Below are 14,701 nucleotides of genomic sequence, written 5' to 3' on the forward strand. Positions count from 1 at the left end.
GTTGTTCATGGCAATAGCGTTGATGGCCACTGGTTCAAGTCAAAGTCCCCTGTGATGCTTGATCCGTGACGAAACGAATCGCCGTCGTAGGCGCCTACGGATCGGGAAAGACAACGCTTTCCACGGCGCTCTCGCATCTGGCCGGCCTGCCCCGCACCCACGGTTCGCCCATGCGGGAGCCGATCGGGGGCGAGGGCCGCAGCGTGCACAACTGGACCGACGGACAGCTCATCCAGCTCACCGTGAACCGCTATGCGGAACGGCTGCTCGGTGAGGCCGCCCACCCCGGCGGCTTCGTGTCCGACGGCTCGGTGGTGCACGAGTGGGTGTACGCCAAGCTCCGCCTGGTGGCCGGCTCGTACCCGGGCACGCTCACCCCGCTCGAGGACCGGCACCGTGCCGCCACGACGGCCGCGCTCGAAGCCGCCGTGGACGACATCGGCCTGCTGATGAAGCACCACGCCCGCACCGCCTACCAGGCCTTCGTACACGTGCCGGTGGAGTTCGAGCTGGCACCGGACAACCGTCCGATCAACGAGAACTTCCGGCGTCTGTCCGACTCCCTGCTGCTGCCCGCCCTGGAAGCCACGGGCGTTCCCGTGCACACCGTCCACGGCGACCTGGCCGAGCGCCTCGGCCAGACCGTGAAGCACCTGGGACTCCAGGACGCGACGGTCATGACGGTCGACGAGGCCGCCGCACTCGCCGCGCCCGCCCGCTAATCCACCCACCGAGCCCCGGGGCTCCCTTCCGCAAAGGTGACCATCTGTGTCCGCGCTCGAAGTACCCAGTTTCAAGGACAATCCCAAGCTGAAGCTCGCCATTTCCGGCACGTATTCGACGGGTAAGTCGACGACGACCGAGGCCCTTTCCATAGCCACCGGAATACCGCGCACCCACGCCAAGACGTCCCGCGAGCTGCTGGTGGACCTCGTTCCCGGCAAGACCGTCATGGAACTGAACGCCATGGAACTCGTGAAACTCGGACTGCGCCGCTTCGAGGAGCGCGTGCACAACGAGTCCAGCGGTGACGCCTTCATCTCCGACGGCGGCGTGTTCCACGAGTGGGTGTATTTCGAGGCGCGCATGCGCGTCGGCATCAACCCCGGCGCCGACTGGTGGTTCAAGGGCATCAAGAAGGTCATGGGCCTGCCGGTGAAGCACTTCTACCAGCGCTACACCGACACCCTGGGCGACATCACCCGCGCCCGCGCCAAGCGGATCTACGACGCCTATGTCCACCTGCCGGTGGAGTTCGACATGGAGCCCGACGGCCACCGGCCGGTCTCCGAGAAGTTCCGCCGGCTCTCCGACGACCTGCTCATCGAGGCGCTGGAGCGGATGGACATCCCCTACCGGGTCGTCGGCGGTCCCATCCCGGACCGGATCGAGAAGATCGTCAAGCTTTTCGACCTGCCGGTGGTGGTCCCGATCGAGGAGGCCATCGAGGAGGCGCAGCGGCGCGTCCTGGCCGACATCGAGGACCTCAAGGCCGACGCCCGGTTCCACGAGGCACAGCGCCAGAAGTCGCTGGCCCGGCGCATCGGTTACGCCATGCGCTACTGACGGCCGCCGCGTCCCGGCCCCGTCCCGGCCGCTCCCGCCTCCCCGGATTCCCCCCACAACCACAAGCCCCCACAACCCAACCCCCCACGCCCACCTCCCCATCCCCTCCCTTCCCACCCTCGTCCCCCGACGTCAACCACGAAAGGAACCGGCGTGTCCGGCATCAACTCGACACGGCCGCGTCATCTGGGTGCGGTGCTCGCACTGCTCGCGTTCGCCCAGATGATCATTGCGATCGACTACAACATCGTCTTCGTCTCCCTGCCGGAGATCGGCGACAAGCTCGGCTTCGGCGCCCAGGACCTCCAGTGGGTCGTGTCCGCCTACGCCGTCGCCTTCGGCGGATTCCTGCTGCTGGGCGGCCGTGCGACCGACCTCTTCGGCCGCAAGCGGATGTTCGTCCTCGGCCTCTTCCTCTACGCGGCGTCCTCCCTCGCGGGCGGTCTCGCCGAGGAGCCCTGGCTGCTCATCGCCGCCCGCGCGGTGCAGGGCCTGGGCGGCGCGTTCCTCGCGCCTGCGACCCTGTCCCTCGTCACGACGCTCTTCGCGGAGGGCGCCGAACGCAACCGCGCCCTGTCCGTGTGGGGCGGCGCCGGCGGCTCCGGCATGGTGCTCGGCTCGATCCTCGGCGGTCTGCTGACCGACGCCTTCGGCTGGCCCTCCGTCTTCTACGTCAACGTGCTGCTGGCCGGCGCCGCCATGTTCGTGGCGATGTCCCTGCTGCCCGACGACAAGCCGCAGGCCGGCGGCGGGTTCGACCTGCCCGGCGCGATCACCGGCACCGTCGCCTCCACGCTGTTCGTCTTCGCCCTGGTGCAGGGCCCGGAGGCGGGCTGGGGCTCCGCCCAGGTCCTGGCGGCCCTCGGCGTCGCCGTGCTGACCTTCGCGCTGTTCCTGGTCATCGAGAGCCGCAGCGCGGCCCCGATGGTGCCGCTGCGGCTGTTCGGCAACCGCAACCTGTCCACCGGCGCCGGCATCACCTTCCTGTTCATGGCCACCTTCGGCGCCCTGGCGTACTTCCTCACCCAGTACTGGCAGATCGTGCAGGGCTACAGCGCCTGGACCACCGGCTTCGCCTTCGTGCTGCCTTCCGGCAGCGTGCTGATCGGCACGATCGTCGGCGGCAAGTGGGCCACCAAGTTCGGTGTGCGCAACACCCTGTTCATCGGTCTGACCATGGGCCTGGTGGGCACCGTCGTCCTCGCCCTCACGCTGGGCCAGGACGCCTCCTACGGCGTGATCGCGCCCTCCCTGTTCGTGCTCTCGCTGGGCCAGGGCATCGTCTTCACGACGATGTTCGCCGCGGCCACCACCGGCGTCGAGGCGGCGGACCAGGGCATCGGCTCCGGTATCGCCACCACCGGCCAGCAGATCGGCGGCGCCGTCGGCCTCGCCGTGCTGATCGCGATCGCCAACGCCTCCGGCGGCGGCGAGACCAAGGACCTCGGCGAGCTGATGGACGGGGTCACCACGGCCACCTGGGCGATCGCCGTCGGCATCGCGCTGACGTTCCTCGTGGTGCTCAACTTCAAGAAGCCGGCGGCGGGCGACCACGTCGACCCCTCGGAGACCGAGCCGGTCGCAGGCACCGCTGAGCCCGTCCAGGCCAGCCGGACCGCCTGAGCACCGCCCGACCTGGACGTCGGCGATACCCGGTCCACTGTTGCGGAGGGTCCCGGGCATCGCCGTCGCCGTTCAACGGCCGTCACCCCGCAGGGGTATGGCCGCCTACGAAGGAAACTCTATGACTACGGCAGCACCTCTCGACACCCTGGGCACCGTGGACGACTTCCTCGGCGCCAGGCAGGAACGGTTCTTCGGTGAGGGCTTCAAACGGGTCCACCACTCGCTCACCGACCTCACCGTCGACGACCGCGGGATCACCGGCACGGCGGGCCTGGAGATCCCGGGCGCCTGGTCCCGCAAGGGCGAAAGCACCCAGCGGCCCCACCTGTCCACCATCGACGTCATGCTCTACGGCGCCCGGCTCGCCGGCCTGCACGCGGCCCACACCCGCGGCCTCGGCCCGCACACGCCGTTCACCGTCCGGTCGCTGACCATCAAGGCCGGGAAGAAGCCGCAGGAGGAGGACCTCGACACGTTCGCGGTCTCCGGGCGGCTCCTGGACACCACCGGCGACGGCACCACGACCATGGAATGCCGCGTGGGCCTGCTCACCGTGCAGGTGGAGACCACCACCGGCGGCGGATCGCCGCAGCCGGCCCCCACGCAGGCGGGCACGGCCCACTACGCGGACGCGGACGCGCTCGCCGGGCCCTGGAACGACGCGCCCTTCGGCACCCCGCACCGCGACCGGCGGCAGCTGCTCACCTCCGTCGACGTGGCCCCGGACGCCTCGCTGGCCCGGGCCGACCTCACCCTCGACCCCGACGGACCGGCGACGATGATCGACCTGTTCGTCGCGGCCCTCCAGCTCGGCCAGGTCCTGCTCTACTCGCTGGACGGGGTCGCCCGGGCCGACAGCAACACGCTGTGGATGCGGCGCACCGTCATCGGGCCGGCGCCCGGAACCGGCGCGTCCGACGGCCGGTTCGAGGTCGAGCTCCGGGAACCGCAGCTGCTGCGCAGCGCCCAGGGCACCTGGCGCAGCGCCGAGATCGCCGCCGACCACGCGGGGCTGCGGCTGAGCTGCTCCGTCGCCCATCTGCTCCCCGCGTGACGGCCTTCGAGCGCACCACCACCCGGAGCCGATCGCTCCGATCCCAGTTCGCGTCCTCGGCCGCAGCCGGACACCGCCGGCGCCCGCGGCCCACGGTCCTTCACGGGAGGCGAGAGACATGCCCCTGACCGCCGTACTCACCGGACTCGGCGCCTACCTTCCCCCGCGTCGCGTCAGCAACGAAGAACTCGCGGACCGCTTCGACACCACCGACGAATGGATCACGTCCAGAACCGGCATACGCAGCCGGCGCTGGGCGGACCCGGGCACCTCCACCGGCGACCTCGCCGTGGAGGCCGGACACCGCGCGCTGAAGTCCGCGGGCGTCGACCCCGAGCCCGGCGCGGTCGACCTCGTGGTCCTCGCGACCACCACGCCCGACCACCTGTGCCCGGCCACCGCGCCCGACGTCGCGGCCCGGCTCGGCCTCGTCGGCGCCGCGGCGTTCGACATCAGCGCCGTCTGCTCCGGGTTCGTCTACGCGCTGGAGACCGCGGCCAACGCCATCGGCACCGGCCGGGCGAAGACCGCCCTGGTCATCGGCGCCGAGACCTACTCGACGATCCTCAACCCGGCCGACCGCACCACCTCGGTGATCTTCGGGGACGGGGCCGGCGCGGTCGTCCTCACCGCGGGCGACGCGGACCTGCCCGGAGCCCTGCACGGCTTCGAACTCGGCTCCGACGGCACACAGAAGGACGTCATCTGCATCCCCGCGGGGGGCTCGCGGCAACGCGCCGCGCTGACCGAACCCGCCCCGGGCGACGAGTACTTCGCCATGGAGGGCCGCAAGGTCTTCCTCTCGGCCGTGCAGCGCATGAGCGAGTCGTCCACGTCGCTGCTCGACCGGATCGGCTGGCCCGTCGAGAGCCTCGGCCACCTGGTCGGCCACCAGGCCAACGTCCGCATCCTGCGGGCGGTCGCCGAGCAGCTCGGCGTCCCCGCCGAGCGGGCGGTGGTCAACCTCGACCAGGTCGGGAACACCTCGGCCGCCTCCATCCCCATCGCCCTGGCGGACGCCGCGGCCTCGGACTCCCTCACGGTGGGGGAGCGGGTGCTGCTCACCGCCTTCGGCGGCGGGCTCACCTGGGGCTCCGCGGCCCTCACCTGGCCCGACGTCGTACCCGCCTGACCACACCCGGCTCCACCCGCCGGCCCTCGCAGACCAAGGAGAAGGACACCATGACCGCACCCACCACCGCCCCCGGCGACCTGACCGACGCCGTGCTCGACATCGTCCGCGGCAAGTTCGAGGCACCGCAGGACTCCACCGCCACCACGCCGTACGAGGACATGGAGTTCGACTCCCTCGTCCTGCTGGAACTCGCGGTGCACCTGTCCAAGGTGTACGGGGTGGAGATCGGCGACGACGAGATACTCGAGGCGTCCAACGTCGCCGAGACCGCACGGCTGCTCAGCGCGAAGGGCGCCCGCCTTGCCCGGTGACGGCCCGGCCGGCGCTCCGGGGGCCGCGTTCTTCGACGTCGACGGGACACTCACGACCGGGACCACCCTGTTCCGGTTCCTCGAGTACCGCTTCGCCGTCGAGGGACGCCCCCCGCAGGCCTACACGGAGGAACGGCAGCGCCTGCGCGCCATGACCGAGGCGGGCGTCTGCCGGTCGCGCACCAACCGTGCCTACTTCGCCAGCTACGCCCGGCTCGGCGTCTCGTACGTGGCGGACCTGGCCGAGGACTGGTTCCGCGCGGAGCTGGAGTCCGAGGGCTTCCTGCACGACAGCGCCGTCGCGGCGCTGCGCGGGCACCAGGCGGCGGGGGAGCCTGTGGTGCTCGTCTCGGGCTCCTTCCCGGCGCTCCTCGCGCCGCTGGCCCGCCTGCTCGAGGTGGACGCGGTCCTGGCGACGGAGCCCGAGACCCTGCTCGGCCACTACACCGGCGACGCGGTGGTCACGATGATCGGCAGCACCAAGGCGGACGCCGTCCGGTCCTGGTGCGCCGAGCACGGCATCGACCCGGCCGCCGCCACCGCCTACGGCGACCATGTCTCGGACCTGCCCATGCTGCGGGCCACGGGCCGGGGCGTGGTCGTCGGCGGCGACCGGGAACTGCGCGCCGTCGCCGCACGGCAGGGCTGGCGCCTGCTGCCCGCCCCGCCCGCGGCGCCGGCGCTGCGGCTCCCCGAGCCCCTCTGGACGGCCCGGGCGCCGTCCACCGCCGTGCGACGCCCGGCCTGACCGCCCCGTCGCACCCGTACGAGACCACCCACCCGCAGGCCTCACGGCCCCACACGGAAGATCCACCATGCGCGCAGTCGGAATCCTGGAATACGGCAGACCGGACGTGCTCGAGGTCATCGACCGGGGGATACCGGACCCCGGCCCCGGAGAGCTGCGCATCCGCGTGGCCGCCGCGGCCGTCAACCCCACCGACCTCATGCTCCGCTCGGGCGAACTCGCGGCCTACATGGCCGCCTTCGAGCCCCCGTACATTCCCGGCATGGACGTGTCCGGCACCGTCGACGCCGCCGGCGCCGGCACCCTGTTCGCCCTGGGCGACCGGGTCATGGCCTTCGTCAACCCGTTCCGCCCGCAGGGCGGGGCCCAGGCCGAGTACGTCGTCGTCCCGGCCGCCGACACGGTCCTGGTCCCGCCGGGCCTGGACCTCATCGACGCGGCCGGGCTGCCGATGAACGCGCTGACCGCCCATCAGGCGCTCGCCCTGCTCGGGCTCCGCCGCGGGGCCACCCTGGCCGTCACCGGCGGAGCCGGCGCGCTCGGCGGCTTCGTGATCCAGCTCGCCGTCCACCGCGGCCTGCGCGTGGTCGCCGAGGCGGCCGCGCAGGACGAGCCGCTGCTCAAGCAGCTCGGCGCGGAGATCATCGTGCCGCGGCACGCGGAGCCGACGGACACGCCGCAGGAGCCCGACGCGGCGGCGGCCTCGCTCGCCGAGCGGTACCGCCGCGCCGTGCCCGAGGGCGTCGACGCGCTGGTGGACGCCGCCGTCCTGGGCGCACCGATCCTCGGCGCCGTCCGGGACGGCGGTGCCGTGGCGACCTGCCGCCCGGGCCCGCTGGACCCGCCCCGCGGCATCGTGCGCCACGAACTCAACGTCCTGGCCCACCCGGACAAGGCCGCCGCCCTCACCGAACTCGCCGCGCTCGCCTGCGAGGGACTGATCTCGCCGCGCACGGACACGCTGCTCGCCCCGTCCGCCGCGCCCGAGGCCCACCGCCGGCTCGCCGCGGGCGGTGTGCGGGGACGCCAGCTCCTCGTCTTCGACGGGGCCTTCGACGGACGACCCACCGCCGGTCCCTGACCGGGCGTCACCCCTCACCGGGCCCTGCCGGGCCGGCGGCGGTCCCCGCCCCGCCGTCGCCCCGGCAGCCGCCCCGCAGTACCGCACCGCTCAGCCCGACCCGACACGAACCCGCCCGAGGAGGCAACACCCATGACAGACGGGGTCCTTTCCTACGCCCGGACCGTCGATCGCGCCCTCACCCACCGTGCCGCCGTGAGCGAGTGCTTCCTGACCGACGCGCTGCGCACCGGTGAGCGCACCTTCCGGGTCGCGGCCCAGCCGCCCCGCGCGCACCTGTACTACAGCGACCACGTCACGGACGCACGGACGGCCCCGTCCTACGACCCGCTGCTCGTACTGGAGATCTTCCGCCAGTCCTGCATCCTCGCCTCGCACGAGTACCTCGCGGCACCGGCGGACAGCAGCTTCGTCTTCGACCTGGGCGTGCTGGAGGTGACCGACCCCGAGGCGCTGTGCGTCGGCGAGGGACCCGCCGCCGTCACCGTGGAGGGCGAGTTCACCGAGGTCCGGGAGCGGGCCGGTCGGCCCTGCGGCGCCACCGCGGAGGTGCGGGCGTCGGTCGACGGCAGGGCGGCGGCGACCATGCGGCTGGCCTACCGGTGGATACCGCGCCGGAGCATGCTGCACCTGCGCACCCGCGCCAGGGCCGCTCTCGCCCGGACCCCGCACCGCGCGCACCCGCTGGTCAACCGGCTGGCGCCCGAGCAGGTGGGCCGTGAGCTGTCCGCCAACGTCGTCCTGGGGCGGGTGACCGTGTCCTCCACTTCGGAGGTGGTGGCCCAGGTGGTCGTCGACCGCGGCCACCCCGCCCTCTTCGACCACTACGTCGACCACATTCCGGGCGCGGTGATGTTCGAGGCACTCCGGCAGACGGCCACCGCCGCCGCCCGTGAGCTGTGCGGCCTCGACGTCGCTCCCCAGCACCTGGCGCTCACCGGCTGCGAGGTGGCGTTCCGCAAGTTCGGCGAGTTCGAGCTGCCCACCGACTGCCGCGCCCGGGTGGCCGAGGGGGCCGACGGCCGCCCCGTGCTCGACCTGGTCCTGGAACAGGAGGGCGACGTGCTGGCGACGGCGCGGGTGACCCTCGCCGTGCGGGAGCGCGCGCTGTCGGAGCGAGGTGGCTGCGGCGGCCGCGACGTCATGGTGCCGGGCCCCCGCCCCCGGCTCCTGACCGCCGCCTGAGACGGGCGGCGCACCGTGACGACCACGCGTGACGACCACCGCCCACCGGCGCACGCCCCGGAGGGTGAGGCGTCCGCCACCACCGTCTGGTTCGACTTCGGCGGTGTCCTGACCCCCACCATGGACGAGCTGTACGCCCGGTACGCCGAGGAGACCGGCATCTCGCCCGAGCGGCTGCGCCGGGCCGTGGCCGACGTGGGAGCCGACCTCGGGATGCACCCGCTGGCCCCGCTCGAACTGGGCCGGATCAGCGAGGCCGAGTGGGGAGCACGGGTCCGGGCCGCGCTGCGCGCCCGCCACCCGGGCCTGGACCTGGGCGCCGCGCGGCTGGAGCGGTTCGGCGAGCAGTGGCTGGGCGGGCGGCCGGGCAACCCGGTGATGGCGGCGGTGGTCCGCGCCGTCCGGGCCGCCGGTCACCCGGTCGGGCTGCTCACCAACAACGTGCCCGAGTGGGAGGGGCACTGGCGGCGCATCACCGCTCCGGCGGGCCGCTTCGACGCCGTCGTGGACTCGTGCCGGGTCGGTGTGCGCAAGCCCGATCCGGCCGTCTTCCGCATCGCGGCGGCGGCGTCCCCGACCGCCCGCCACGTCCTCGTCGACGACCTGCCGGAGAACTGCGCGGCCGCCGCCGCGGCGGGCTGGCGGACCGTGTGCTTCCGCGACGACGCGCAGGCGTCCGGCGAGCTGTCCGCGCTCCTGGGCATCCCGCTGCCCGGCCCCGGCACGCTCCCGGCGGCCGGCACGCTGCCCGCCACCGGCCCGCTCACTTCCGGCCGGGCGGGGCGTACTCCTTGAGGTAGTGGGCGACGCGGCCGGCGTACTTCCGTACGTCCGGCGGCACGCCACCCGCCTTGTTCACCGTGTCGAACGACGTGCGGTAGGCGGTCGCGACCAGGACCTGCCGGTCGCCCCTCAGGTCGTCGTGCAGGCGGGGCGCGATCCAGCACAGATAGCGGCCCATCGCCGGGATGGACTCGGCCGGCGGGAACGGGGGCTGGGGCACGGTCTCCCCGGGGGTGCCGTCCTCGTTCATCCACCAGCGCAGGACGCGCGGGGTCCAGCGGGCGATGCCGTACTCGTCGTTGGCCGGGTCGGACAGATCGGGGTCGAAGTCGCTCTCCACCTTCAGCATGGCGGCGATCAGGGCCGGTGTGACCTCCTGCTGGTCGCAGTCGTGTGCCGTCTCGACGATCAGCAGCCGGTAGGCGGGCGGGATGCCGCGGTCGGTGCGCAGGTCGGAGGCGCCGTACGTGGCGGCGGAGACGTTCGCCGTCGCCCCCGCGCCGCTGCCCCCGCCGCGTCCGCCGTCGCCCCAGACGCTGACGCCGTAGGCCAGCGCGGCGACGGCCGTGACGCCGGCGGCGGCGCCCGCCACGACCGAGGCCCGGCGCGGGCGGCGGCGGCCCGGGCGCAGACGGGGCAGGCGGAAGGGGCCGTGTCGGGTGCCGGCGGCCGCCTCGACACGGCGCAGCAGCGCCTCGGCGGTGATGCGGTGCTCGTGGGTGCGGGTGAGGCAGGCGGAGATGATCTCCCGCCAGTCGTCGGTCAGCCGGGGCGACAGACGCAGCTCGTCGGTGCCGCGGGCGTAGGCGGCGGCGGCGTCGCGGCGCGCCGCCGGGGTGGCGCCGGGCAGCGGGAAGGAGTCGGTGAGCACGAGGTGGGCGAGCACACCGAAGGCCCAGACGTCGGCGGAGGCGCGGATCCGGCGGCCGCGTTCGCCGATCTCGGTCCACAGCAGCTCGGGCGGGGTGTAGTCCGGGGTGGAGAAGGCCGGTGTGTAGGCGTGGGTGCCCTCCAGCTCGGCGGCCATGTTGAAGTCGGCGAGCCGGACCGAACCGTCCTTCATCAGCAGGACGTTGGCCGGTTTCAGGTCGCCGTGCACCCAGCCGGCGCCGTGCAGCTGGGCCAGCCCCTCGCAGATCTGCGCGAGCAGGGCCGGGCCGGCCGCGGGCCGGGGCGTGGCGGCGAGCAGGGCGGACAGCGAGCCCTCGGCGCGCTCCAGGACGAGGACGGTGGCGCCGTCCAGCCCCGGGCGGCCGGGGTCGTCGACGGTCAGCGTCTCGTACATCCGCACCAGGCGCGGATGCCGCAGCCGCCGGTACAGCTCCACCTCGCGTTCGATCAACTCCCGCAGGTGGGCCAGCCGGCGGGGCGTCGCGGTGCCGGTGGGCAGGAACTTCAGGGCGGCCGTGGGCGGCAGCACGTCGCTGTCGCCGACGCGCCGGGCCGTGTACACACTGCCGAAGGCGCCGGTCGCGAGGGGCTCGCGCACTTCCCAGACGCCGACCCGGTAGCCCTTGGGTACGGGTACGGCGTAGGGCTCCGTCACCGGGTCACCTCGCCCGGCGGGGCGGCCGGTCCGGCGCCGGACGCGGCGCGGACGGAGCAGTGGGCAACGTTGTCGGGCGCGCCGGGCGTGGGATACGGGCCGGGCGCGCAGCGGATGGGGGTGCGGTCTCGCTCGTCCTCCGTGGTCGGCGGAGGTACCACGACGATGCTGTACAAGGTGCTCTCCCCGTGCCTGAACAGCTACCACCGTCAGACTAGGACGACGCACCAGGGCCGTGCCCCCCTCGTACGGGTGAGACACGGCCCTTGGATGTGATTGGCGTGAAGTGGTCCGCTCGACCGGGTCCGCTCAGTAGCGGGGGCGGTTGAACCAGGCCTTGCCGGCCGCGTTGCCGACGAACACCGCCACCAGGACGGCCAGGATCGTGTGCACCAGGCCCACGATGACGAACGGGTAGATGCCGAGGACGGCCGTGATGATGGCGAAGACCAGGATGGTGACCCGGGCGCCGTTGCCGCCGTTCTTGAACTTCGTCGCCAGCACGGCGGCGAACACCAGCCAGGCCAGGCCGAACACGACGTAGCCCCAGATCACGCCGGTCGAGTCACCGACCAGGTCCTGGAAGGCGGTGTTGTCCTTGAGGGCCTCGTCGTCCTTCGCGGCGTTCAGCGCGACGGCGGAGAAGGCGAAGATCGCCACACCGAGGACCTGCAGACCGACGATGACCCACAGCATCACGCGGGCCGCGCTCACCGAGCCGGGCATCGTGGCCGGGGCGGCCGGGCCGCCGCCGTAGGGGGAGACCGGAGGGGCCTGCGGATAGCCGTAGCCGGGCGCCTGTCCCTGCTGCTGCGGGTAGCCGTAGCCCTGCTGCTGCGGCTGCTGCCCCTGGGGCGGGCCGTAGGGGTTGTTCGGGTCGCCGAAGCTCATGGCGGACTTTCCTCCGTTGTTCCGAGTGCGGGGACGACGCGTGCCGTCCGTACGGAGGAGAGCTCTTCAGATTGCGACCGTCCCCCCGTTGAACTGCCCGCGGCACTAGTCAGGTCATCGTTCTGCACCACTGACCGGCTTGTCCAGCCGCATTCCCGATGTGTTGTGCAAGTGCAACATCGCTGATCATGGGCGGATACGGGGGGAGCGCACCCGCGGTGCCCGGATTGCGGGCGGATTGGAACCGGGGCGGGGTCATCCGCGAGGATGGGGTCATGACCGCCCAGATTCTCGATGGCAAGGCCACCGCAGCCGCGATCAAGTCCGATCTGACCGCCCGCGTGGCGGCGCTGAAGGAGAAGGGCGTCACGCCCGGCCTCGGCACGATCCTGGTCGGGGACGACCCCGGCAGCCAGAAGTACGTCGCCGGCAAGCACCGCGACTGCGCGCAGGTCGGCATCGCCTCCATCCAGCGCGAGCTGCCCGCCACCGCCACGCAGGAGGAGATCGAGGCGGTCGTGCGCGAGCTGAACGAGGACCCGGCCTGCACCGGCTACATCGTGCAACTCCCGCTGCCCCGCGGCATCGACGAGAACCGCATCCTCGAACTCATGGACCCGGACAAGGACGCCGACGGCCTGCACCCGATGAACCTCGGCCGCCTCGTCCTGAACGAGCCGGCGCCGCTGCCCTGCACCCCCAACGGCGTGCTGACCCTGCTGCGGCAGTACGGCGTGGAGATCAAGGGCGCCGAGGTCGTCGTGGTCGGACGCGGCGTGACCATCGGCCGCCCGATGCCGCTGCTGCTCACCCGGCGCAGCGAGAACGCGACCGTGACCCAGTGCCACACCGGCACGCGCGACCTGTCGGCCCACCTGAAGCGCGCGGACATCATCGTCGCCGCGGCCGGTTCCGCCCATCTGATCCGCGCCGAGGACGTCAAGCCGGGCGCGGCCGTGCTCGACGTCGGTGTCTCCCGCAGCGCGGAGGGCAAGATCGTGGGCGACGTCCACCCCGACGTGGCCGAGGTCGCCGGCTTCATCTCGCCCAACCCCGGCGGAGTCGGCCCGATGACCCGCGCGCAACTGCTCGTCAACGTGGTCGAGGCGGCGGAGCGCAGTGCCGGCTGACCGCAACGCAGCGAGCGCGCCGAGCGCCGCGCCCGGCCCGGACGACCCGGACGAGCCGAACGGCCGGGGTGGCCCCGGTGCGGCGGACGGCGCCGACGGTGACGAGCTCACCGTCCGGGACCCCGTCAGCGCCCCCGACGCCCAGGGGCGGCCGCGGCGGGTCACCCGGCGGTTCCCGCTGTTCACCAAGGACACCGCGCGCCCCGAGGGCGGCGGCCGGGCCGCGTCCGGGGACGCGCCCGCGCCGGCGCGGCAGTGGCCCGTGCTCGCCGTGCTGGGGCTCGCCGGGCTCGGGCTGCTGATCACCGCGTTCGACCAGTTCCGGCTCGGGACGCTGCTGATCGGCGTCGCCCTGCTGGGCGGCGGTGCGATGCGCTGGCTGCTGCCGGACGTGGGCATGCTCGCCGTCCGCTCCCGCTTCACGGACATCGTCACGTACGGCGTGCTGGGCACCGTGATCGTCCTGCTGGCGCTGATGGCCCAGCCGCATCCGCTGCTGCAGATCCCGTTCCTGAAGGACACCCTGCACTTCACGGTCACCAGCGAGTGACCGACGACGGCCCGTCCTCTCCCCCGAGGAAGGACGGGCCGCCGCCGCGATCCACTTTTGTGCACCGCGAACGGCCTGTTCAACGCCTGTCAGTACGCTGTGGCACGGAAGTGACGGTTCCGGTACGTCCTGCTTCCGATTCCGCACGAAGTGGTGCGACACGGGGGTTGGCGTGGACAATCGGGACGGTCCAGGGTGTATCGCGCGCGGGCACCATGCTTCCGTGCGCCCCCCGTCGGGGAACTGAGATCCTGACTGGGCGCATCCCTGTGGGTAGCCACAACGGGGATCGGCCGAGGCCGCCACGCGCGGGGCGAACAGCGCGGGAAAGAACAGCACTACCCGGGGGAAGAGGGGGGAAGCAATGCCTCGTTGGAAGGCCTTGCCGGATGAGCTCGATCCGCAGATCAGGGAGTTCACCAGCCAGCTGCGCAGGCTCGTGGACCGCAGCGGTCTGAGCATCGCGTCGGTGGCGGACCGCACGGGCTACAGCAAGACGTCGTGGGAGCGATATCTGAACGGCCGGCTGCTCGCGCCCAAGGGCGCGATCGTGGCCCTGGCCGAGGTCACCGGGACCAACCCGGTGCACCTCACCACCATGTGGGAGCTCGCCGAGCGTGCCTGGAGCCGCTCGGAGATGCGCCACGACATGACGATGGAGGCCATCCGGATCTCGCAGGCGCGCGCCGCGCTCGGCGAGTTCGGCGGCCAGGACTTCGGCGCCGCCGCGGCCGGCTCCAAGGAGGACGCAAGACCCGGGGGCGGCAAGCCGTCCCGCCGGAGCGGCAGCGCCACGGTCACGCCCGGCATCGCGGGCCCGGCCGGCGTCGTCCCGAGCGTGCCGCCGCAGCCGACGGCGCCCGAGGTCCAGGACTCCACCGGCAGCGGTCCGGGGGAGGACCGCACCGACGTCAACTCCTGGGGGCTGGCCGGGTACAAGGGCCCGTCGCCGACCGGGCCGGGAGCGGGCGGACGCACCGCCGGCCCGGGCACCGGCACCCGGCCCGGCGCGGGGAACGCGGCCGGAGCGCCGGGCGCGACCGCCCGGACCCCGTCCGCGAGCGCGAGCGCGGGCGGCGCGTACGGCGGGCGGCA

General features: G+C 73.1%; 15 protein-coding genes. 13 read left to right on the plus strand and 2 right to left on the minus strand.

The features are described from left to right. Window positions 1-65: 65 nt before the first annotated feature. The 10 genes from CHR28_RS17410 to CHR28_RS17455 all read left to right on the plus strand — a co-directional run bounded on the left by CHR28_RS17410 (window position 66) and on the right by CHR28_RS17455 (window position 9,501). The gene (locus tag CHR28_RS17410; protein WP_094054546.1) at window positions 66-722 is read left to right on the plus strand and encodes an AAA family ATPase; all 657 of its coding nucleotides are present in this window, start codon (window positions 66-68) and stop codon (window positions 720-722) included. 46 nt (window positions 723-768) lie between these two features. Continuing rightward, complete coding sequence (locus tag CHR28_RS17415; RefSeq protein ID WP_094054547.1) at window positions 769-1,566, plus strand: ATP/GTP-binding protein; 798 nt, start codon at window positions 769-771, stop codon at window positions 1,564-1,566. Between the two features lie 153 nt (window positions 1,567-1,719). Then, window positions 1,720-3,189 (plus strand): MFS transporter, encoded by a 1,470-nt coding sequence (locus CHR28_RS17420; protein WP_256984282.1) that lies wholly within the window; start codon window positions 1,720-1,722, stop codon window positions 3,187-3,189. Window positions 3,190-3,310: 121 nt separating this feature from the next. After that, window positions 3,311-4,246 (plus strand): AvrD family protein, encoded by a 936-nt coding sequence (locus tag CHR28_RS17425; RefSeq protein WP_094054548.1) that lies wholly within the window; start codon window positions 3,311-3,313, stop codon window positions 4,244-4,246. A gap of 118 nt (window positions 4,247-4,364) precedes the next feature. Then, on the plus strand, window positions 4,365-5,378 hold the full coding sequence (locus CHR28_RS17430) for a beta-ketoacyl-ACP synthase III (RefSeq protein WP_094054549.1): 1,014 nt from the start codon (window positions 4,365-4,367) through the stop codon (window positions 5,376-5,378). 50 nt (window positions 5,379-5,428) lie between these two features. Continuing rightward, window positions 5,429-5,692, plus strand: coding sequence for an acyl carrier protein (locus CHR28_RS17435; RefSeq protein WP_094054550.1), 264 nt, complete (start codon window positions 5,429-5,431; stop codon window positions 5,690-5,692). Beyond that, entirely contained in the window at window positions 5,682-6,440 is a 759-nt protein-coding gene (locus tag CHR28_RS17440; RefSeq protein ID WP_094054551.1) for an HAD family hydrolase, read from the plus strand. Before CHR28_RS17435 ends, CHR28_RS17440 begins: the two co-directional genes overlap by 11 nt. A 67-nt stretch (window positions 6,441-6,507) precedes the next feature. Beyond that, on the plus strand, window positions 6,508-7,521 hold the full coding sequence (locus CHR28_RS17445) for an NADP-dependent oxidoreductase (RefSeq protein WP_094054552.1): 1,014 nt from the start codon (window positions 6,508-6,510) through the stop codon (window positions 7,519-7,521). 132 nt (window positions 7,522-7,653) lie between these two features. Next, a complete protein-coding gene (locus CHR28_RS17450) occupies window positions 7,654-8,706 on the plus strand; it encodes a ScbA/BarX family gamma-butyrolactone biosynthesis protein (protein WP_094054553.1) in 1,053 nt (350 codons plus the stop codon). A gap of 15 nt (window positions 8,707-8,721) precedes the next feature. Beyond that, on the plus strand, window positions 8,722-9,501 hold the full coding sequence (locus tag CHR28_RS17455; protein WP_256984283.1) for an HAD-IA family hydrolase: 780 nt from the start codon (window positions 8,722-8,724) through the stop codon (window positions 9,499-9,501). On the opposite strand, the gene CHR28_RS17460 is transcribed toward CHR28_RS17455, so the two are convergent. Both CHR28_RS17460 and CHR28_RS17470 read right to left on the minus strand, forming a co-directional pair. Continuing rightward, complete coding sequence (locus CHR28_RS17460; protein ID WP_094054554.1) at window positions 9,470-11,035, minus strand: protein kinase domain-containing protein; 1,566 nt, start codon at window positions 11,033-11,035, stop codon at window positions 9,470-9,472. The genes CHR28_RS17455 and CHR28_RS17460 overlap by 32 nt on opposite strands. 309 nt (window positions 11,036-11,344) lie before the next feature. Beyond that, window positions 11,345-11,926 (minus strand): hypothetical protein, encoded by a 582-nt coding sequence (locus CHR28_RS17470; protein WP_094054556.1) that lies wholly within the window; start codon window positions 11,924-11,926, stop codon window positions 11,345-11,347. Between the two features lie 275 nt (window positions 11,927-12,201). Here CHR28_RS17470 and CHR28_RS17475 point away from each other — a divergent pair, with 275 nt between their 5' ends. The 3 genes from CHR28_RS17475 to CHR28_RS17485 form a co-directional block, all read left to right on the plus strand. Continuing rightward, complete coding sequence (locus CHR28_RS17475; RefSeq protein WP_094054557.1) at window positions 12,202-13,056, plus strand: bifunctional methylenetetrahydrofolate dehydrogenase/methenyltetrahydrofolate cyclohydrolase; 855 nt, start codon at window positions 12,202-12,204, stop codon at window positions 13,054-13,056. After that, window positions 13,046-13,606 (plus strand): DUF3017 domain-containing protein, encoded by a 561-nt coding sequence (locus CHR28_RS17480; RefSeq protein ID WP_094054558.1) that lies wholly within the window; start codon window positions 13,046-13,048, stop codon window positions 13,604-13,606. The genes CHR28_RS17475 and CHR28_RS17480 overlap by 11 nt, the downstream gene beginning before the upstream one ends. A gap of 382 nt (window positions 13,607-13,988) precedes the next feature. Further along, window positions 13,989-14,701: helix-turn-helix domain-containing protein (locus CHR28_RS17485; RefSeq protein ID WP_373453361.1), on the plus strand; the 713-nt coding region annotated here is incomplete at its 3' end.

Source organism: Streptomyces sp. XY006 (assembly GCF_002237655.1).
GTDB lineage: Bacteria > Actinomycetota > Actinomycetes > Streptomycetales > Streptomycetaceae > Streptomyces > Streptomyces levis.

Excerpts from the sequence above, each read along its gene's own strand:
- CHR28_RS17425 (WP_094054548.1), top strand. The coding sequence starts at position 3,311 with ATGACTACGGCAGCACCTCTCGACACCCTGGGCACCGTGGACGACTTC.
- CHR28_RS17450 (WP_094054553.1), top strand. The coding sequence starts at position 7,654 with ATGACAGACGGGGTCCTTTCCTACGCCCGGACCGTCGATCGCGCCCTC.
- CHR28_RS17470 (WP_094054556.1), bottom strand. The coding sequence starts at position 11,926 with ATGAGCTTCGGCGACCCGAACAACCCCTACGGCCCGCCCCAGGGGCAG.
- CHR28_RS17435 (WP_094054550.1), top strand. The coding sequence starts at position 5,429 with ATGACCGCACCCACCACCGCCCCCGGCGACCTGACCGACGCCGTGCTC.
- CHR28_RS17445 (WP_094054552.1), top strand. The coding sequence starts at position 6,508 with ATGCGCGCAGTCGGAATCCTGGAATACGGCAGACCGGACGTGCTCGAG.
- CHR28_RS17430 (WP_094054549.1), top strand. The coding sequence starts at position 4,365 with ATGCCCCTGACCGCCGTACTCACCGGACTCGGCGCCTACCTTCCCCCG.
- CHR28_RS17475 (WP_094054557.1), top strand. The coding sequence starts at position 12,202 with ATGACCGCCCAGATTCTCGATGGCAAGGCCACCGCAGCCGCGATCAAG.